The organism is Chryseobacterium sp. CY350 (assembly GCF_027945075.1).
Taxonomy (GTDB): domain Bacteria; phylum Bacteroidota; class Bacteroidia; order Flavobacteriales; family Weeksellaceae; genus Chryseobacterium.
Window position 1 is genome coordinate 63,886 of sequence record NZ_CP116034.1, and the last position, 19,676, is coordinate 83,561.

The 19,676-nt window shown below is 34.6% G+C and carries 18 protein-coding genes; 16 read left to right on the forward strand and 2 right to left on the reverse strand.

What is annotated here, in order from left to right:
• The first annotated feature begins 42 nt into the window (after positions 1-42).
• The 5 genes from PGH12_RS00255 to PGH12_RS00275 all read left to right on the forward strand — a co-directional run bounded on the left by PGH12_RS00255 (position 43) and on the right by PGH12_RS00275 (position 6,324).
• A complete protein-coding gene (locus PGH12_RS00255) occupies positions 43-1,686 on the forward strand; it encodes an APC family permease (protein WP_271286781.1) in 1,644 nt (547 codons plus the stop codon).
• A 50-nt stretch (positions 1,687-1,736) separates the two neighbouring features.
• Positions 1,737-2,741, forward strand: coding sequence for a WD40/YVTN/BNR-like repeat-containing protein (locus tag PGH12_RS00260; protein ID WP_267597968.1), 1,005 nt, complete (start codon positions 1,737-1,739; stop codon positions 2,739-2,741).
• Between the two features lie 20 nt (positions 2,742-2,761).
• On the forward strand, positions 2,762-3,658 hold the full coding sequence (locus PGH12_RS00265; RefSeq protein ID WP_267597967.1) for a sialate O-acetylesterase: 897 nt from the start codon (positions 2,762-2,764) through the stop codon (positions 3,656-3,658).
• 95 nt (positions 3,659-3,753) lie between these two features.
• Positions 3,754-5,112: an oxygen-independent coproporphyrinogen III oxidase gene (hemN, locus tag PGH12_RS00270; protein WP_267597966.1), complete on the forward strand. Its 1,359-nt coding sequence runs from the start codon at positions 3,754-3,756 to the stop codon at positions 5,110-5,112.
• 3 nt (positions 5,113-5,115) lie between these two features.
• On the forward strand, positions 5,116-6,324 hold the full coding sequence (locus PGH12_RS00275) for a hypothetical protein (RefSeq protein ID WP_267597965.1): 1,209 nt from the start codon (positions 5,116-5,118) through the stop codon (positions 6,322-6,324).
• Positions 6,325-6,334: 10 nt separating this feature from the next.
• Here the strand turns inward: PGH12_RS00275 and PGH12_RS00280 are convergent, their stop codons facing one another.
• Entirely contained in the window at positions 6,335-7,696 is a 1,362-nt protein-coding gene (locus tag PGH12_RS00280; protein ID WP_267597964.1) for a PQQ-dependent sugar dehydrogenase, read from the reverse strand.
• Positions 7,697-7,911: 215 nt separating this feature from the next.
• On the opposite strand from PGH12_RS00280, the gene secD reads away from it, so the two are divergent.
• From secD to PGH12_RS00330, 10 genes are all read left to right on the forward strand, one after another.
• A complete protein-coding gene (gene secD, locus PGH12_RS00285) occupies positions 7,912-10,824 on the forward strand; it encodes a protein translocase subunit SecD (protein WP_267597963.1) in 2,913 nt (970 codons plus the stop codon).
• A gap of 132 nt (positions 10,825-10,956) precedes the next feature.
• Positions 10,957-12,189: a TCR/Tet family MFS transporter gene (locus PGH12_RS00290; protein WP_267597962.1), complete on the forward strand. Its 1,233-nt coding sequence runs from the start codon at positions 10,957-10,959 to the stop codon at positions 12,187-12,189.
• Between the two features lie 65 nt (positions 12,190-12,254).
• Positions 12,255-13,016, forward strand: coding sequence for a YHYH protein (locus PGH12_RS00295; protein ID WP_267597961.1), 762 nt, complete (start codon positions 12,255-12,257; stop codon positions 13,014-13,016).
• Positions 12,988-13,560, forward strand: coding sequence for a toxin-antitoxin system YwqK family antitoxin (locus PGH12_RS00300; protein WP_267597960.1), 573 nt, complete (start codon positions 12,988-12,990; stop codon positions 13,558-13,560). Before PGH12_RS00295 ends, PGH12_RS00300 begins: the two co-directional genes overlap by 29 nt.
• Positions 13,532-14,170, forward strand: a complete 639-nt coding sequence (locus PGH12_RS00305; RefSeq protein ID WP_267597959.1) for an SCO family protein — start codon at positions 13,532-13,534, stop codon at positions 14,168-14,170. Before PGH12_RS00300 ends, PGH12_RS00305 begins: the two co-directional genes overlap by 29 nt.
• Before the next feature lie 73 nt (positions 14,171-14,243).
• Positions 14,244-14,579 (forward strand): Sec-independent protein translocase subunit TatA/TatB, encoded by a 336-nt coding sequence (locus PGH12_RS00310; RefSeq protein WP_267597958.1) that lies wholly within the window; start codon positions 14,244-14,246, stop codon positions 14,577-14,579.
• Positions 14,579-15,139: a phosphatase PAP2 family protein gene (locus PGH12_RS00315; RefSeq protein WP_267597957.1), complete on the forward strand. Its 561-nt coding sequence runs from the start codon at positions 14,579-14,581 to the stop codon at positions 15,137-15,139. Before PGH12_RS00310 ends, PGH12_RS00315 begins: the two co-directional genes overlap by 1 nt.
• 1 nt (position 15,140) lies before the next feature.
• Entirely contained in the window at positions 15,141-15,956 is an 816-nt protein-coding gene (locus tag PGH12_RS00320) for a tetratricopeptide repeat protein (protein ID WP_267597956.1), read from the forward strand.
• A gap of 32 nt (positions 15,957-15,988) precedes the next feature.
• The gene (locus PGH12_RS00325) at positions 15,989-16,438 is read left to right on the forward strand and encodes a tRNA (cytidine(34)-2'-O)-methyltransferase (protein ID WP_267597955.1); all 450 of its coding nucleotides are present in this window, start codon (positions 15,989-15,991) and stop codon (positions 16,436-16,438) included.
• 112 nt (positions 16,439-16,550) lie between these two features.
• Positions 16,551-18,032 carry a hypothetical protein gene (locus PGH12_RS00330; RefSeq protein ID WP_267597954.1) on the forward strand — a complete coding sequence of 494 codons (1,482 nt, stop codon included), beginning with the start codon at positions 16,551-16,553 and terminating at the stop codon, positions 18,030-18,032.
• Positions 18,033-18,071: 39 nt separating this feature from the next.
• Here the strand turns inward: PGH12_RS00330 and PGH12_RS00335 are convergent, their stop codons facing one another.
• A complete protein-coding gene (locus tag PGH12_RS00335; RefSeq protein WP_267597953.1) occupies positions 18,072-18,545 on the reverse strand; it encodes a 23S rRNA (pseudouridine(1915)-N(3))-methyltransferase RlmH in 474 nt (157 codons plus the stop codon).
• Positions 18,546-18,641: 96 nt separating this feature from the next.
• On the opposite strand from PGH12_RS00335, the gene PGH12_RS00340 reads away from it, so the two are divergent.
• On the forward strand, positions 18,642-19,676 hold the full coding sequence (locus PGH12_RS00340; protein WP_267597952.1) for a DUF4421 family protein: 1,035 nt from the start codon (positions 18,642-18,644) through the stop codon (positions 19,674-19,676).

The following is a 19,676-nucleotide window of genomic DNA, read 5'->3' on the forward strand; positions in this document are numbered from 1 at the left end:
TATAAATTTTTTATATTTTCGTAAATCTTTAAATTAAAAAATATGTCTAAAATTTGGGTTAAGAAACCTATGAGCGCCTATGAAGCAGATATCCAAAAGAGTCAGCTGAAGCGCGTTCTGGGAAAATGGAGCCTTACCGCTATCGGAATCGGAGCAATCATCGGAGGAGGAATCTTTGTATTAACAGGGACTGGAGCATATTACAATGCCGGCCCCGCGTTGGCACTTTCATTTGTTATCGCGGGTATCGCCTGCGTATTTGCAGCTCTTTGTTACGCTGAATTTGCTTCAATATTACCCGTTGAAGGTTCTGCATATGCATACGCTTATGGAACAGTAGGAGAAATTTTTGCATGGATTATCGGTTGGGGACTGATTTTGGAATATGCTATGGGATCAATGACGGTTGCCGTCTCCTGGTCCGGTTACTTTGCCAAACTTCTGAAGATGTTTGGTCTTCACCTCCCGTATTGGATGACCACAGATCCAGGAACTGCAAATAAAGCATTTGGTGAAGCCACAAAACAGCTTGCAGAAGGTACACTTCCGGCAGACAAATTATTAGGTTTTCAGGAAACCATCAATAACTTTAATGCCGCGCCAGAACTTTTTGATTTCAAACTTTTCTTAAATCTTCCGGCATTGGTAATTGTTTTATTTGTGATTTGGATTTTATTGAGAGGAACAAAAGGCGCTGCAAAAGCAAATAATTTTATTGTAATTCTAAAAGTCTCTGCAATTATTTTCGTGATCATTGCAGGATTGTTTTTTATAGATACAGCAAACTGGACGCCCTTTATCCCTGAAGCCACAACGATAACAGAAAACGGAGTTTCGCACAAAGCGTACGGTATTGCCGGCGTTGTTGCAGGAGCATCTGCAATTTTCTTTGCTTATGTAGGATTTGATGCCGTGTCTACGCAGGCTGGTGAAGCGATCAATCCAAAGAAAGATGTGCCATTTGCGATTATAACATCATTGATTATCTGTACAGTTTTATACATTTTGGTATCTCTCGTACTTACAGGAATGATGCATTATACAGACTTTAATCCTTTAGGTAAGTATCCTGATGCCATTAAAGCACCTGTGGCTTATGCATTTGATATTGCAGGTCAGGCTTGGGCTGGTTACATTATTACCATTGCCGCTACGATAGGTTTAATCTCTGTATTAATGGTAATGATCATGGGACAGTCTAGAATTTTCTTAGGAATGTCTAAAGATGGTTTAATACCTTCAACATTCGCAAAAGTAGACCCAACATCTGGTGTTCCTAGAAAAAACCTAATGATATTAGGAAGCGTAATTGCAATCATAGCTTCGCTAACTCCAATTAACGATTTGGCGCATATGACAAGTTTCGGAACTTTATTCGCATTCACAATGGTTTGTGTAGCAGTTTGGGTTTTAAGAGTGAAAGAGCCAAATTTGGTAAGAAGTTTCAGAGTTCCTGCGTTACCATTGATTGCCTGTTTAGGAATCACAATTAACGTTTATCTGATTTTTAACTTAAGCAAAGAAGCACAGATGTATTCATTTGGATGGTTGATTATTGGGTTTATTATCTATTTCCTTTACAGTAAAAAACATTCGAAATTACAGAATGGTGGATACGGTGAAACTTTCAAAGCCGAGCAAGAGCCTTTGCAAGATGTAGATATAGATATCGATAATAAAAAATAATTTTTAAATTCCGCATTTTGCGGAATTTTTTTTGAGATAAAACAGTTGCTATGAAGAAATTAATTACCGGTATAATATTGTTTTTCGGAACTTTTGTATGGGCACAAAATATCATTTTTGAAACGCTCCTAAATGATAAAATAAGCATCCGTGCTTTAGAAATTTACAATCATAAAGTGTGGTACAGCGGAACCGATTCTAAATTCGGATATGTTGATTTAAAAGATTCAAAAAATCGGAAACAGATCAAATTGTCAGACGAAAAACTACAGTTCCGAACTTTAGCTCAGGATAAAAATTCATTTTATGCGATCAATATAGAAAGTCCTGCTTATTTCTTTAAAATTGATAAAGAAAAAATGATTTCTCAAATAGTTTTCACAGATCTAAGTAAGGCTGCATTTTATGATACATTTCATTTTGTAAATGAAGAATTGGCTTTTGCGTTTAGTGATACTGATGACAATAGGCTCAAACTCACAATGTATAAGCATGGAGAATGGAGTTTTTTTAAAAATAATATTAAACTAAACCCGGGTGAAGCAGCATTTGCGGCAAGTAACACCAATATTGCTTCAGGCAAAAATTATGTTTGGATTGCAACAGGTGGAAAATCATCAAGAATTTTAAAATTAAATTTGAATAATCAGCAGATTGAAGTTTTCAACACACCATTCGTTCAGGGAGAGTCTTCACAGGGAATGTATTCTATAGATTTTGCAAACGAAAAATTCGGAATTGCCGTTGGTGGTGATTATACTAAACAGGAAGCTAATATCAATAATATCGCAACGACAAATGATGGTGGACAAACGTGGCAAATTCAGGCTTCCGGAAAAAATGCAGGTTACATGACTTGTGTTAAAATAAAACCGGGTTCAAAAGGCAGAGAAATTATTGCAGTTGGAGATCAACATATCAGTTATTCTTCCGATTTTGGAAAAACCTGGAAGAAGATATCTGATGAAAAAGGGCTTTTTGTCTGTAAATGGATCGATAAAAAAACGGTAGTTTTTGCAGGCAAAGACAGAATTTTAAAAATGAATATTAATTGATCAATTTAAAAATGATTTAAATGAAAAATCTGAAAATATTTTTTTTAATTCTAATGTCGACTTTGTTTTATACACAGAAGTTTAGAGTTTTTATACTTGCAGGACAGTCAAACATGAATGGTTTTGGATATAACAAAGATCTTCCTAACGATTTAAAAACTGTGAAAGATGTTTATATTTTCCAGGGAAATTCTGTTCCCGATGGAGATTTGAATGGCGGAGCAGGAAAATGGGACGTTTTAAAACCAGGAAACGGAACCGGTTTTCAATCAAACGGACAAACAAATACGCTTTCTGACAGATTTGGTTTAGAACTTTCCTTTGCTAAAAGAATGAAAGAACTTTTTCCGAATGATAAGATCGCTTTGATAAAATATGCAAGAGAAGGAACATCAATAGATAGTCTTGCAGCGGCGAATTTTGGTTGTTGGGATGCAGATTTTACCGGAAAAAACGGTATCAATCAATATGATAATTTCCTGATAACTGTAAAGAATGCTCTGGAGGAAAATGATATTGACGGAAATGGAAAAAGAGATGAGATCGTTCCTTCAGGAATTATCTGGATGCAGGGCGAAGGTGATGCAAGTTATGGTGAAGATATTGCCAATCGATATTATGCGCATTTAAAAATATTAATGAATCAAATGCGTGCAGCTTTGCTTACCGATGATCTTCCGGTGGTGATTGGTAAAATATCAGATTCCGGAAAGAACGAAAAAAGGAGAGTGTGGCCAACAGGAGAGCTGGTGCAATATGCTCAGGAAAAATTTGTAAAAGATGATAAAAATGCGGCTATCGTACGATCTACCAAAAAGTATAATTATGGAAATGACCCTTGGCATTATGACAGCGCAGGGTATATTGACTTAGGTAAAAATTGTGCAGAAGAAGTATTTAGATTGATTATAAAATAAAACCTAACATAATTCATGGTCAAAAAGTCGTCTGTAATGGTTATTTTTGTATGATGAAAATCCTTAGAGGATTTAACTTTATATTAAATTTCAGAATGAATTCGTTAATCGACAAATATAATATTCCCGGACCTCGTTACACTTCTTATCCCACCGTTCCTTATTGGGACGAAAGTACTTTCTCACCGGAAAGATGGAGAGAAACTGTGGTGAGATCATTTAATGAAAGTAACGCAAAAGAAGGTATTTCCATTTACATCCACCTGCCATTTTGCGAGGCTTTATGTACATTTTGTGCCTGTCACAAACGTATTACCAAACAACACAGCGTAGAGATACCTTATCTTGAAAGTGTTTTGAAAGAGTGGAAATTATATCTTGAACTATTTAGCGAAAAACCAAAATTAAAAGAGCTTCATTTGGGCGGTGGAACGCCTACTTTTTTCTCGCCTCAAAATCTGAAAACATTATTAGAAGGTATTTTTTCGACGGTGGAAATTGCTGAACATCCGGAGTTTTCTTTTGAAGGTCATCCTAATAATACAACGAGACAGCATTTGCAGACTTTGTATGATTTAGGATTCAGAAGAGCTAGTTTTGGGGTTCAGGATTATGATCCGAAAGTACAAAAAGCGATCAACAGAATTCAGCCTTTCGAAAAAGTAAAAGAAGTGACTGAGATCGCCCGTGAAATTGGCTATACAGGAATCAGCCACGATTTGGTTTTCGGTCTTCCACATCAAAGCTGGGAAGCAATGGAGCATACGATCCGTAAAACAATGGAACTGAAGCCAGATCGACTTGCTTTTTATTCTTATGCGCACGTTCCATGGGTGAAAGGGGTCGGACAAAGAGGATTTGATGAAAATGATCTTCCGAGCGGTGAAGAGAAGAGACGTCTGTACGAAGACGGCAAAAGGCTTTTGGAAAGTCTGGGCTACATAGAGGTGGGAATGGATCATTTTTCTCTCGAACACGATGATCTTTATCAGTCTTTAATTCAAAAAAAACTTCACCGAAATTTCATGGGATATACTTCGAGCAATACCCAATTAATGGTAGGTTTGGGGATGTCTGCGATTTCAGATTCTTGGTATGCATTTGCTCAGAATGTAAAAACGGTAGAAGAATATCAGAAAATAGTTGAAGAAGGGGTGATTCCTGTAGTAAAAGGTCATATTTTAAATGATGAAGATTTACTTGTGCGAAGACATATTTTAAATTTAATGTGTCAGCTGGAAACTACCTTCGATGTTCATAATTCTTTCCCGGAGCTTGAAAATGCTTTTGAAATGTTGAAAGAAATGGAAAGAGACGAGTTGGTAGAAATTCACAATAATCAGATTAAAATTACCGAAAAAGGAAGAGCTTTTACAAGAAATGTCGCAATGGTTTTTGATCTTAGAATGATGAGAAATAAACCTGAGACAAGAATTTTCTCAATGACGATATAGTTTATGAAGAGTCGGTATCTTCTGGTTTTTACTTATCTGTATGCTATTGTTTTCAGTATTTTAAAAACGCTGAGGTTACCAAACGACTGGGCCGAAGCTCATTGGATGCTCGATTACCGATTCGGGTTTATAAAAAGAGGACTTGCAGGCGAGATTTTCGGATTCCTTTCTGAAAAAACAGAATTCAGTATCTTGGTGCTTTCCGGAGGTATTCTGTTAATTTTGTATTTATTTCTGATTTTTACGGCAATCAGAAACTCAATCAAAAACGGATCTGTTCAACAAGTTGATTTCTTTTTTTATACATTGTTTTTTCTATCCCAGTATATTATTTTTTCCGCGCATTTAATTGGTTATATGGATCATTTGATTTTTTTACTGACCATTGCTACTATTTATTTGATCAAAAAAAAGCTGTTTGTATTGTCTTCGGCGATAATGGCTATTGCGGTATTTATTCATGAGCTTTCTTTTTTTCTAATGATTCCGCTTTGTTTTTTTACATTTATTTATACGAATATTTCAGATCAGACACTGTCGATGAAGGATATTTTTAAAAAGATATTTACCATAAAAACAATTGGATTTTTAATTTTACCATGTGCCTCACTTATTGTTCTGTCAATATTTCAGGAATCAAACATAAATGATTTATATTCAAAAATTTACAATTATCTTGAAAATATAAAGTTCATCAGCAGAAACTCGGCAGATTCTGTGGCATCAGCGTACACAGCGAAATTTAGTTACTATTTTTGGCAAGAAAGCAAGCACTTATTTCAGCGCCTTTTCATTTCAAAATGTTCTATTTTATACGGAATTCCGATCCTTTTTATGATGTTTTTGATCTACAAAAAATTTCATAATGTGAATATTTATTTGATGATGATTTTAGGAATCTGTGTGCTTTTTCCATTATTGCTGCATTCAATTGCATATGATACTTTCAGAATATGGTCTTATCCATTTATGACATTGTTTTTAGCATTTTGGATATTAAATTCCAGCAAGAACAACATCGATTCGTCTATTAATCTTTCAAAATTCCATGTCATAATTTTTATTTTTTCTATAGCGTTAGTTTCCCTAAGTTCTAATGTTTTGTTTGACGGCGAAAAGGAGCATTTCACGTTTTTACAAAGAATTCTGCTATTTATTCCTGTTCTTGCCGCCGTATTATTTTATTTAAAAAACCCCAAAAAAATATTTTGAGGTTTATAGTTTACTTGATGATTAATTTCTGACTAAATTCTTTCTGATCATCTGATTTTATGTTGATATAATAAACTCCGGGTTCTATTCCGGTAATATCGAAGCTGTAATCGCTATCAAGCTTAACATCTTTAAGAACAATTTTTCCTTCTGTACTGATGAGATCAATTGTATGAGGCAAGTTGGTCATTCCTTCAATAAAAACTCTTTCTGATGCAGGGTTTGGATAAATTCTCATTGGTTTAAAAGTTGTTTCATCCAGTCCTAAATTAGCTGTCGTAATTTTATAAATTTTACCGTTATTTACAGCGGCAACATACAATTCTTTCATATTATCTTCGCCAAACGTCGAAAAATTGTTACCGGTAAATGCTGTCGACCACGTAATCACGTTATTAGAATCCAGACTTCCGATTTGCTGCGAACAATAATCTGCGAAAAAATAACGTCCCTGTAGGCTAGGAGACGCTGTTCCACGATAAACATATCCGCCTGTGATGGAACATTTTCCACCGGAATGATCATATACTGCAACAGGAAATGTCATCGTTGTTGAAGCCGCACAACCAGCTGTATTATATGCATCATTTCCCTCGTAGCATCTCCAGCCATAATTTAGAGCTGGTGTTGCAATAGGCATTTTGTTGATTTCTTCGATAGCACCCTGTCCCACATCTGCGATCATTGCATTGTTGGTTGTAAGATCGAATGAAAATTTCCATGCATTTCGTAATCCGTACGACCATACTTCATCGGCACCGTCAATCCCTACAAAAGGATTTCCGGATGGAATGTTATAAGCACCTGTGGAATTAATGTCAATTCTCAGTATTTTCCCCAGAAGAGAATTTTTATTTTGTGCGTTATTATTAGGATCGCCGCCACTTCCTCCGTCACCTGTTACGATCCATAGATTGCCATCCGGAGCAAAGTGAATGCTTCCACCGTTATGATTATCAAATGGTTTAGGAATATTGAGAATAATTTTTTCAGTTGTACTGTCGGCAATATTCGGGTTTCCTGTACTTACAGAATAGCGGGCAACTACGATGTTTCCGGCTGTATTGTTGTAAAATACAAAAAAATAACCGTTTGTTGCATATTGAGGATGAAAAGCCAATCCCAAAAGTCCTCTTTCTCCGCTAAAAGTTATTTTCGAACTGATATTCAGAAAATCTGTACTGTTGACAGTCCCGTTAGGTTGAATTATTTTAATTATTCCGTTTTGCTGTACGACAAACAGACGGTTATCGTTAGCGTGAGTGATCTCAACCGGATTTGAAAGTCCGGTCGCAAATTCTTGCAATACAAAACTTTGTGAGTAGAAAAGTAATGATGAGAGTAGTGTGATTGATAGTAATGATTTTTTCATAATAATTTGATATTTAGTGTTTTAAGTAATATGAAAATTTCATACCAATTCGTATTTTAAATATTCATTAAAATAGAGACTAAATTTTACTAAATCTATAATTGAAAAAGGAAGACCGAAATCTCTGAAAATAAACCATTTCTGTTCTTAAAAATTCATAAAATATCAATAAAATCATTATATTTGCCGACTTAATTTAACGTAGTTATAACAAAATGCAAGGAAAAGGACTTATTACAATTGTTGCTATTGTACTAGGGTTAATTTGCTTAAATGAGCTATTACCAACATGGTACGCCAGCAAGATTGAAAAGCAGGCAACTGCTATTGCAGGAGACAATCCGGAAAAGTATCAGAAAGAGATCGCAAGACTTTCTAAAGATACACTGAATCTAGGTTTTACAGAACTTTATTACACCAAAGCGAAAGACAAGGAAATGAAACTTGGTCTTGACCTTAAAGGTGGGATTAACGTTCTATTGGAGATCAATCAGAGAGATCTTGTGAATGATTTAACCAATTATTCTACAAATCCTATTCTGATAGAAGCTTTAAATAAAACTGACGAAGTTCAGAAAAATTCAACAAGATCTTACATCGATAATTTCTTTGTAGAATTTGATAATGTAAACAAAGCTAAAGGTGCCAATTTGAAACTTGCAGATCCTGAGATTTTTGGTAATACCAATCTTTCAGAGATCAAGTTTAATACTACTGATGCACAGGTACAGAGTATTATCAAAAAAAGAATTGACCTTTCTGTAGGTACTGCTTTTGAGGTAATCAGAACCAGAATTGATAAGATGGGAGCTGTGCAGCCAAATGTTCAGAGAGTTCCGGGTACGGCGAGAATATCTGTCGAAATGCCTGGTATGAAAGATATCGACAAGGTGAAGAAAATGCTTCAGACCTCTGCGAAACTTCAGTTTTGGGAAGTACAGCAATTCCCTGAAGTTGCACCTTATTTTCAGTCTTTAACGACTGCAATTTCAACAAAAGGAGATTCTATAGGAGTTCCTAGAAACACCAATTTCATCAATTTAATGCAAAGTGGGAAATCTGGAAATCCGAGTGCTGTCGGAAGCGTAAAGTTATCTGATACTGCTAAAATCAATAAAGTTTTAGGTAGCAAAATAGCTAAGGCTTTACGTCCGGGGAATCTTAAGTACACTCAATTTATGTGGGGATACAAACCGGAAGATTCTGATAAAGAAAGTCTGGTTTTATATGCAATTAAAGGATCTGCAAACCAGAAAGCTCCTGTAGATGGTGCCGTAGAAACTGCAAGTATCGGTTACGACGAACTGAGCAGGGTAGTAGTTGATATGCAGATGGATTCTAAAGGAGCAAAAGACTGGAAAACTTTGACGGAGAAAAACGTTGGAAGACCGGTTGCCGTTACTTTAGATAATAGAGTATATACAGCACCAAATGTTGTAGGTGCAATTCCAAATGGTAGAACTCAGATCTCTGGTAACTTCTCTCAGGAAGAAGCTAAAGAATTGGTTGATGTTTTGGGAGCGGGTAAATTACCTGCAGGTGCAAAAGTAGTTCAGGCTACTCAGGTAGGGCCTTCATTAGGACAGGAGTCTATTGATGCGGGGATGCTTTCATTTGGTATCGCATTCTTAATTATTATCGCATATATCATTTTCTATTACGGTGGAGCTGGTGTTTATGCTGTAATCGCAATGATTATCAACTTATTCTACATCTTCGGAATTATGGATTCTGCAGATGCTACCCTTACACTTCCTGGTATTGCAGGTATTGTTCTAACAATGGCAATGGCGGTAGATACCAACGTAATTATCTATGAGAGAACAAAAGAAGAACTTTTCGCAGGAAAAAGTATTCTTGAAGCATACAAAGACGGTTTTAAACATGCACTAAGCGCGATTGTTGATGGTCACTTAACGACATTATTGACTGCAGGTGTACTATTTTTATTCGGAACTGGTCCTATTAAAGGATTTGCTTTGACTTTAGGAATTGGTATCTTAATGACATTCTTTACTTCTGTATTGCTTTCAAGAGTAATGATTTTCAGTAGATTGAATAAAGGAAAACACCTTTCTGTTTGGACGGCTCCAACGAAAAATTTATTCAGAAACACCTGGATTGATTTTATTGGTAAAAGAAAATATGCATATATCGTTTCTGCTATTTTAACAGTTGTTTGTATAGCTTCAATTGCTGTTAACGGATTTAAATACGGAATTGATTTCACTGGTGGTAGAAACTATGTAGTGAGATTTGATAAAAGTGTAAATGCAGAAGATATAGAGCAGAATTTGATAAAGATTTTCAAGACTGATGATGGAAAAAACTCTTCTGTTGAGGCTAAAAGTTTCGGTAGCGAAAATCAGTTGAAAATCTCTACAGATTATTTAATCGATGATGAATCTTTGAAAGCTGACCAGACTGTTGAGCAAAAATTATATCAAGGTCTGAAAGCAGATCTACCGGCGAACATAACTTTACAGGATTTCAAAGCTGCTGATAAAGGCGATACGGGGATAATTTCATCTGAAAAAGTAGGACCTACAGTTGCTGATGATATTCAGACCCACGGTATTCTTGCTGTTGTTGCTGCTTTAGCAGGTATTTTTATCTATATTTTGGTTAGATTTAGAAAATGGCAATTCTCATTAGGTGCTGTCGCGGCATTGTTCCATGATGCAATTGTTATTTTAGGAGCTTATTCATTGCTTCACCAGATAATGCCTTTCAACATGGAAATCAATCAGGATTTCGTTGCTGCAATCTTGACGGTGTTAGGATATTCAATCAATGATACCGTAATTATCTTCGACAGAATTAGAGAGTATTTGAGAGAGAAAAAATCTCTTACTTTGGCAGGATTGTTTGATGATTCTATCTCAAGTACATTGGGTAGAACGTTCAACACTTCATTCACAACAATTCTTGTAATTTTGGCTATTTTCATCTTCGGTGGAGATAACCTGAGAGGATTTATGTTTGCTATGTTAATCGGTATCGCGTTCGGTACGTACTCATCCATATTTATTGCTTCGGCAATTGCTTATGATTTCCTGAAAGCTGGAAAAGAAGAAGATGTACACGGCAGAACTTCAACTAATAAAGAAGTTCTCGCTTCAAAATAAATTTAAACTACATTAAATAAAAAAGAGTCTTTCAGTTGAAAGACTCTTTTTTTTGACTTGATTATTAATAATTTGTCTCAAAGCGGATTTGACAATATTTCTTTTACCAATATTCCTTACTTTTGCATAATTATGGAAAAGTCGAAAAAGAAAGCAGCCATGAGCTTTATTTTCATCACCTTGCTGATAGATATTACAGGGTGGGGAATTATCATTCCCGTGGTTCCCGCATTGATCAAAGAACTGATTCATGCAGATATAAGCGAAGCGGCAAAATATGGTGGCTGGCTTGGTTTTGCTTATGCTTTTACGCAATTTCTTTTTTCACCTATCGTAGGAAATTTAAGTGATAAATTTGGACGAAGACCTATTATTTTGATCTCGTTATTCGGTTTTGCAGTTGATTATATTCTCTTAGCATTATCTCCCACAATCATCTGGCTTTTTGCCGGGAGAATAATTGCAGGAATCACTGGTGCAAGTGTAACGACAGCAAGTGCATACATTGCAGACATTTCCACAGATGAAGACCGTGCAAAAAATTTCGGTTTAATAGGTGCAGCTTTTGGTCTTGGTTTTATAATAGGTCCCGTAATTGGTGGTATCTTAGGACATTACGGAGCTAGGGTTCCGTTCTATGCGGCGGCGGTCTTATGCTTGTTAAATTTTATTTACGGATATTTCATTCTTCCGGAGAGTTTAGATAAAGACAAAAGGAGAGAATTTAGCTGGAAACGTGCGAATCCTGTAGGATCTTTTAAATTTCTAGGCAAACATCCCGAAATTTCAGGTTTAATTGTTGCTTTAATTTTAATATATATCGCAGGTCACGCAGTTCAAAGTAACTGGAGTTTTTTCACCATGTATGAATTTAACTGGACGGAAAGAATGGTCGGAATCTCACTTGGAGTTGTTGGTCTATTGGTTGGGTTAGTGCAAGGTGTCTTAATCAGGTGGACGACTCCAAAGCTGGGCGAACAGAAAAGTATTTATTACGGATTGGCTCTTTATGCATTAGGAATGTTGCTTTTTTCATTTGCCACCGAAGGTTGGATGATGTTTGTCTTTTTGATACCTTATTGTTTAGGTGGAATATGTGGTCCTGCGCTTCAGTCGGTCATCACAAAAAGTGTTCCTGCAAACGAACAAGGCGAACTTCAGGGTGCTTTGACGAGCTTAATGAGTGCTACTGCGATAATCGGGCCTCCAATGATGACACAGCTTTTTTTCTATTTTACGCACAAAGATGCGCCATTTAGGTTTTCTGGTGCGCCGTTTTTTTTAGCATTTATCTTAATGACGCTCAGTGTAATTGTAGCGTATTACGCATTTAAAAAAACGAATGCGAGTAAGAAAAATATTTAAAATAAGATAAGTTTTTTAGTTTGTTATTGCGAATTTTTCATATTTTTGATTAAAATAACATAAATATGAAAATCAATAACAAGGTGATTGTTATGCTTTGCTCTGTAATCCTTATAAGCTGCGGAAATAGTGGTGATGTCGGGAATACAGAAAGCAATAGTAACTCATCAACTGTTCCTGCGATCTACAGCAAAATTTACGCTGCTTCAAGCATTACTTCAGATGGAACCTATGTTTACATCAAGACCACAGGAGCTCCGGATCATAAAAGCGCATACTATTCTTCAAGTAACAGCTTATACGAAAATTTTTCCGGAACAACTTTTGGGGGTTATGTGTTTGCGAAAAATCCAAACTCAATATCTTCGAAAAATTATACATTTAAAATCCCATTAAATCCTGTAATGGCTTCTTTGCATGCAGCAACGCCTTTAGGTCCGATAGGGGTTTCATTAAATGGTGTTCCTTTTTTTAATCAATATGCGGGTCCCAATCAGCCGCTGAGTGGTGAGATTGTTTCGTTTGATCAATATTGGGGACATCCCGCGCAGGGAGGAGATTATCATTATCATGTTGAACCTAAATATCTTACAACTGTTAAAGCTTCAAAATCTGCTTTATTAGGTTTTCTATTGGATGGTTTTCCTGTTTACGGTCCTGAAGAAAACGGTGTTGCAGTTGCCAATGCTTCCTTAGATGCCTATCACGGCCATACTGGTGTGACCGCAGATTATCCTGGAGGAATTTATCATTACCACATCACAAATACAGATCCTTATATTAACGGAAACGGATTTTATGGCACAGCGGGTACTGTCAGCAATTAGTTTTTTATCGCTTCTGCTATCTTGTCATTCACCTGAGAAAGAAAAATTCAGATATTACAATTTCACTGAACTTCATTTAGAAAATAAAAATGGTTTCGCCGTAAATAATGGTCAGTTGTTTTCAGGAATTGTGTATTCATTGTATCCCAATACAAAAGATACAGCAGAGGTAATGGGCTTTAATAAAGGAAGAGAGCATTCTGAGTGGAGAAGATTTTTTCCAAATGGTAAGTTGATGCAGCAGCGCTACTTTCATAACGGAATTAAAGTAAAGACTTTAAAAGAATGGTGGGAAAATGGAAAGCCAAAATTATCAGCATCTTTTCTGAAAGGAGAGCAGCACGGTGAATTCAAAGAATGGAACAGAAAAGGAAGACTTGTAAAACAGATGCATTATAATTTGGGATATGAAGATGGAAGTCAGAAACAGTTCTATGATAACGGAAAAATAAGATCAAACTATGTTATGAAAGATGGTAAAAGATATGGTTTACTCGGAACTAAAAATTGTGTGAATGTTAAAGACAGTATATTTCAGAAGTAGTATTTTTTGGCTCTTAGTATTGCTTTCGTGCAAGCAGGAAAGTTCTGTTCCTTATTACAATTCTCCGGATTTTGAACCGCATTTTTTGTCACAGAAAGATGCTTCAAGACAAATTCCGCATACGATCGCTCCGTTTTCATTTACAGACCAAAATAAGAAGACAATTACCGATCAATCTGTAAATCAGAAGATACATATAGCGAGTTTTATTTTTACATCATGCGGAAGTATTTGTCCGGTAATGATCAAAAATTTAAAAATTGTAAGTTCAAAATATCAAAAAAGCGAAGATGTTGTTTTGTTATCTTTTTCGGTAACTCCATGGATTGATACCCCTCAAAAGCTTAAAGATTTTAAGGTTAAAAATAACATTACAAACCCAAATTGGCATTTTTTGACGGGCAATAAAACTGAGATTTACAAATTGGCAAGGCAGTCTTACTTTGCGGAAGAAGATCTTGGGTTTACGAGCGACAGCACAAAATTTCTTCATACAGAACATATCATTCTCGCGGACCGTGATAAAAAAATAAGAGGAATTTATAACGGAACTTTACAGACTGATATAGAACAGCTTATAAAAGATACTGAAGTTCTCAGAAAAGAATAATTTTAAAATTTAAAATTTTATTAAATCTTAAATTAGAACATTCAGATTCACATATCTTTTGTAATTTAGCATCATGGAATTAAGCATTGGAGAAATGGCATTGATCGCCATTGCGATTGTAGTTTTATTCGGACCCGATAAACTTCCACAGATTGCGCGTGATCTAGGATCAGGAGTGAGAAAAATGCGTGGCGCGGTAGAAGACATCAAAACCGAAATCATGAAGGAAACAGACAACCCTGTTTCTGAAATAAAACGTGAGATCGAAAAAGTGAAAGATGCTGCCAAAGATTTTGATCCTGCTAAAAATATCCAGAAAGACATTGTTGGTGAACCATTAGCTGATACAACGCCAAAATTGAAACCTTCAGAAGATGATACCTATGAAGGACCTGTAAGCAGATCGTAATGGAAGAAATCATTCTTGAAGATAAAAAAGCGTTTCTTTACCTTAATAATTTGGGAGATACCCCTTTTGATCAATTTTGGATGATGATTTCCGGAACGTGGGTCTGGGTTCCGCTTTATATTATTTTCTGTTATTTTCTGTACAAAAATTTTAAGCTTAAATCTTTACTTTACATTTTGCTTTTCGTAGCAATTGGTGTGACGGTTTCTGATCAATTGGCAGGTGTTTTCAAATACGGAGTTGCCAGATTAAGACCTTGTCACGACCCAAGTTTACAGTCATATATGCGTATTGTAAAATGTGGCGGGCAGTTTGGTTTTTATTCTGCTCACGCATCAAATACTTTTTTTTTAGCGAGCTATCTAAGTTTTTTGTTAAAAGATAAACTCAGATGGTTTCCTCACGTTATATTTTTATGGGCTGCAATTGTAGCATACAGCCGTATTTACTTAGGAGTTCATTTTCCAATAGATATTTTGGTAGGGGCGTTTGTCGGGATTTTATTGGGAGCTGTATTTTCTATGCTTGCGAAAAAGGTCATCAACAAACAAACTCTATAAAATGAAAAAACATCTATTCATTATCATCTTAGCAATTTCTTCTTGTCAGTCTTTTAAAGCTCAAGACAAAAAGATTGCCGAGGAATGTATGCAAAAAGCCGATTTCAAATGTGCTGAAGAGCAATATACAAAACTGGCTGAAAAAGAGCACATTCAGAAATTTCAATCAGATTATTACAATAATTTAGGAACAGCTCAGCGACGTTTGGGGAAAGTTCCTGCGGCTTTTAAATCTTACGAGGCGGCATTGCGTTCAAACCCAATGTCTCCGTCAGTTTACGCAAACTTAGGTTCTTTACACAATCAAAAAGGAAGCAAAACCAAAGCTTTAGAATATCTAAACAGCGGTCTGAAAATTGATGAACAAAATGCTGAAATGTATCTTACCCGATCAAAGGTTTATGAAAATTTAGGTAAAAAAGATCTTGCAGAAAAAGATCTCAATCAAATTCTCACATTTGCTCCCGATAATATCTTTGCACGCACCGGACTAGCGAACTTTAAGAAAAGAAACGGTGATCTCGAAGGGTCATTAAAAGACTATAATCAGCTATTGTCTGAAAAGCCAGAATCTCTTTTGTACAATGGTCGCGCCGATGTTTACATCAAACTAAAAAAGTATAAGGAAGCTCTTGTCGATGTGAATAAAGCAATTTCCATTGATCCGAAATTTTCCCAATCTTATGTTACCAAGGCTTTGATTTTATTTGATACTGCTAAAGAAAAAGAAGCTTGTGCAAGTCTGGATAAAGCCGTTGCCACAGGTTACGAAAAAGGAGCATTGGCAGATCAGTACGCTAAGTGTGTAAAAAAATAAATATTCGTTTTCTTTAAATATTCAAAGTATTCATGCTAAATATTGTTCTTGTAGAACCAGAAATTCCCAATAACACAGGAAACATCGGAAGATTGTGTGTAGGCACCGAAAGTAAACTGCATTTAATTCATCCATTCGGATTTGTGATCGACGATAAAAATCTAAAACGTTCCGGATTAGATTATTGGGTTCATCTTGATGTCACCGAATACGCAAATGTTGATGAGTGGATAAAAGTTATTCCTGACTTATCTCGTGTTTTCCTGATGAGTTCTCATGCTGAAAAATCTTACCTTGAAATTGATTTTCAGGATGGTGACTGGTTGGTTTTCGGGAAAGAAAGTGTGGGCTTAAGCAAAAATGTTTTAGATCGATTTGAAAATCATTTAACGATCCCGATGTCTAAACTTATCAGAAGTTTTAATATTGCCAATTCTGTTGCATTTGTGGTGGGAGAGGCAAAAAGACAGATAGGGTTGTAATAAATTAAAATAGCTTTTTGATTTTTTATTGCAATGGCATTGTAAATTCGCTAGACGCGGAAATTACGAAAAGACAAAATTTTTCAAATGGCTTAGTTGAAAAAATAATACGATGAAAATTTTTATTCTTACATTTTTGTTATCTCCTTTTTTTGCGTTTACACAAATAAACAAAGAACTAGAATTTGAAATAAAAAAATACGATTCTTTATCTTTGATAGATGATCACGCAATAATAGATAATTTTGATGAATTTGCATTGTTAAAAGATAAAGTAGAAAAATCAATTTTTTCAAAAACGAATAAATCGGATTTAATAAGTCTCTATGGACAGGAAATTCCTTTGACTTTCAGAAAATTAATTATTCAAAAATTATTTGCAGACAATGATACAGCTACTGTTGTTCAACTTTTTAAAGCAACCATTGGTAGAAAAGATATAATAGCACAAAGCCATACTATTAGAAGTTTTGATCCAGAAATTGGATCTATTGTTTATAACGGAGACTTGTTTGAACGCTTAACAATGGATCCCAAAACGTATGAGAGTAGAGAAAGTGCTTTAAAAGACGAACTATTAAATTTTATTTTTGCATCAGAACCATTAAATGAAAATTTGTTGTCGAATATTGAATATGCCATTCCTTTGAAGAAAGAATATTATGATGCAATTAAAAAGTTGGTCAAAGAGAAAAATTTCCCATACTTGCTAAAATATGTAGCTAAATTTAAGAAACAGGAGGATATAGAATTTATTAAAAGTTTTGGTGATCAATCTTTCTATGCGATACAGGAGTTTCCTGATGAGAAATTTATTCTATTTTTAGAGCAGTTTATTGAAAAATTTGCAGGTGATGACGATTTTTTTGTGTACCAAAACTATTTGATAACTGTTGCAGAATTTTGTAGCCCAAAAGCAAAGTTACTTGTTGAAAAAATATTTAATTCTAGTAATCCAAGAAGAAGTTTATTGATTTCACCTTTGAGTAGGAGTACTTATGATTCTAAAAACGAAGTATTTGTTGATCATTATTGCGAACTATATTATCCTTACATAAAAGAAGCCTGGATAAATGATGGAGTACTAGATAATTATGTATTTGAAAATTATACAAAAAAAATTCTCAATAAAGATGACCTTGCAAAATATCTTTATGATGGTTTTAAAAAAATTAAAATAAATGAATTTTCTACACGTGATATTGATAATGAAGAAGTTGAATTGCCTAATCTTTCTCAAACGAATATCAAGTTTTTGAAAACCCTAAATAGTACAATGTATAAAGAGATTGTAAACAAATATATTTTTGAATTAGATTTTTTGCAACATTTAGATTTTTTCATAACATTTCTTGATGATAGACAAGCAATTTTAAATGCTGAAGATGCTATAAAACTGAGGATTGATAGAGAAGAAAATTCTAATTATTTAATATATGTTGCAAAGACTTTAAAACAATTTGATTACAAAGAGTTATTTGACTATACAGTTAAAGCACTCAAAAAAATAAAATCTAAAGTAATGCAAGGAGATCACGATTACAGCAAAGAACAAATAAAAATTTTTGAAAAGCAATTTGATCTTTCTTTATAATTTTTGAATACACACAAATATTTTAGATAAAAATATATCTCAGTCATTATGATACGGTTTTCCCTGCAAAATCTGGTCAGCGCGATATAATTGTTCAACGATAAATAACCGGATCATCTGGTGTGTAAATGTCATTTTTGAGAGTGACATTTTTTCATTGGCTCTGTTGTAGATTTCCTCCGAAAAGCCATAAGCTCCACCAATGAGAATATGAATTTTTTTTACTGAAGAATTCATCCAATTATCAATCTTCTTAGAAAATTCTCTGCTGGTAAACTGTTTTCCTTTTTCATCTAAAATTGAAACCCAGTCATTTTTATCGATGTAGTTTTGAAATAATTTTGCTTCTTCCTTTTTTAAAAGTTCAGAAGAAAGGTTTTTTGCATTTTTGATATCAGGAATTTCTATAATTTCAAAATTCCAGTGCTTTGGAAGTCTTGTGAGATAATAGTTGATAAGAGAAGTGATTTCTTTATCGTCTGTTTTCCCGATGCAAAGTAGATTGATGCGCATTTTTTAGCTTTAAAATAAAGTTCAAAGATACTTATAATTAAAAAATCAAAGAATTATTTTAAATTCTGTATTTTTACAAAAACCAACACAATCACGATGAAGTTTTCTTTTTACTCATTATTGTTTTTTTGCTTTGCGGGGCTTGCTTTTTCACAGGAAGTTAGTGATTCTACAGAGATAAAATATCTTGAGGAAGACCTTAATAAAATATCTCTGGTTGCAGGAGTGAGCTACCTCAATAATTCTTTTGGATTATATTACGAAGGCCAGACATTTCTGCTAAAACCAAATGATTCTTTTTATACAGAGTTTTTTCTGCGCTATAGATGGCTTGATGCAAGTATCTCTTTTGCACCAAAATTGGTGAGAATCAATAATGATGATGATATAAAAGGTAAAACTAAATATTTTAATTTAGGTTTTTCATTTTTTTTAAATCCCAAACTTCGGCAATATGTTAATTACAGTCAGGTAAAAGGCCTTTATTTAGAAAACACAAAAAGATTTTTTGAAGCTGTTTTTGATAACGAGATCGCAGATGAATTCGGTAACGATAATATGCAGTTTCCTGAAGCAAAATATCAGTCGTTTCAGGGAGAAACAAGCTATCTCTGGGTGGGTAACAAAGATAACTACAAAAGTTACACGAATATGACTTACAAACCACTGAAAAGTGATTTTGTGATGATCACCGGATTATTTTATCAATATAATATGATGAAAGATACAGATCGTGTTATCTATCGCGGTATGGAAATTGGTGATTCCTCAAGTGGGAATTCTGTTACAAAACATATCAGAATCACTTTGCGAACGGGAGGAGGAATACAGAAAGTGATAGACAAAAACTGGTATGCAATTGTAGAATTATATCCGCAGGTTTATTACTCACATCTTCTTAACGAAAACTATAATGAGTTTAATATCGGTCTTAATTCTAATACCAGAATAGGATTTGATAATGGAAAGTGGTTTTTTGGTGGCGGCGCTCAACTCAACTGGATCAACAGTAATAATGAAAATTTTTATTCGACCACCAATTGGTTATTTAGGTTTGGATTGGGTTTTAGAATAAATTCCCCTAAATTTGTCAACCGACAGTTTGACAGGGCAGATCAAATTTTAAAATAA

Excerpts from the sequence above, each read along its gene's own strand:
- PGH12_RS00310 (WP_267597958.1), top strand. The coding sequence starts at position 14,244 with ATGGAATTAAGCATTGGAGAAATGGCATTGATCGCCATTGCGATTGTA.
- secD (WP_267597963.1), top strand. The coding sequence starts at position 7,912 with ATGCAAGGAAAAGGACTTATTACAATTGTTGCTATTGTACTAGGGTTA.
- PGH12_RS00335 (WP_267597953.1), bottom strand. The coding sequence starts at position 18,545 with ATGCGCATCAATCTACTTTGCATCGGGAAAACAGACGATAAAGAAATC.
- hemN (WP_267597966.1), top strand. The coding sequence starts at position 3,754 with ATGAATTCGTTAATCGACAAATATAATATTCCCGGACCTCGTTACACT.
- PGH12_RS00305 (WP_267597959.1), top strand. The coding sequence starts at position 13,532 with ATGTTAAAGACAGTATATTTCAGAAGTAGTATTTTTTGGCTCTTAGTA.
- PGH12_RS00265 (WP_267597967.1), top strand. The coding sequence starts at position 2,762 with ATGAAAAATCTGAAAATATTTTTTTTAATTCTAATGTCGACTTTGTTT.
- PGH12_RS00340 (WP_267597952.1), top strand. The coding sequence starts at position 18,642 with ATGAAGTTTTCTTTTTACTCATTATTGTTTTTTTGCTTTGCGGGGCTT.
- PGH12_RS00280 (WP_267597964.1), bottom strand. The coding sequence starts at position 7,696 with ATGAAAAAATCATTACTATCAATCACACTACTCTCATCATTACTTTTC.
- PGH12_RS00275 (WP_267597965.1), top strand. The coding sequence starts at position 5,116 with ATGAAGAGTCGGTATCTTCTGGTTTTTACTTATCTGTATGCTATTGTT.
- PGH12_RS00315 (WP_267597957.1), top strand. The coding sequence starts at position 14,579 with ATGGAAGAAATCATTCTTGAAGATAAAAAAGCGTTTCTTTACCTTAAT.
- PGH12_RS00325 (WP_267597955.1), top strand. The coding sequence starts at position 15,989 with ATGCTAAATATTGTTCTTGTAGAACCAGAAATTCCCAATAACACAGGA.
- PGH12_RS00330 (WP_267597954.1), top strand. The coding sequence starts at position 16,551 with ATGAAAATTTTTATTCTTACATTTTTGTTATCTCCTTTTTTTGCGTTT.
- PGH12_RS00260 (WP_267597968.1), top strand. The coding sequence starts at position 1,737 with ATGAAGAAATTAATTACCGGTATAATATTGTTTTTCGGAACTTTTGTA.
- PGH12_RS00255 (WP_271286781.1), top strand. The coding sequence starts at position 43 with ATGTCTAAAATTTGGGTTAAGAAACCTATGAGCGCCTATGAAGCAGAT.
- PGH12_RS00295 (WP_267597961.1), top strand. The coding sequence starts at position 12,255 with ATGAAAATCAATAACAAGGTGATTGTTATGCTTTGCTCTGTAATCCTT.
- PGH12_RS00320 (WP_267597956.1), top strand. The coding sequence starts at position 15,141 with ATGAAAAAACATCTATTCATTATCATCTTAGCAATTTCTTCTTGTCAG.
- PGH12_RS00300 (WP_267597960.1), top strand. The coding sequence starts at position 12,988 with ATGGCACAGCGGGTACTGTCAGCAATTAGTTTTTTATCGCTTCTGCTA.
- PGH12_RS00290 (WP_267597962.1), top strand. The coding sequence starts at position 10,957 with ATGGAAAAGTCGAAAAAGAAAGCAGCCATGAGCTTTATTTTCATCACC.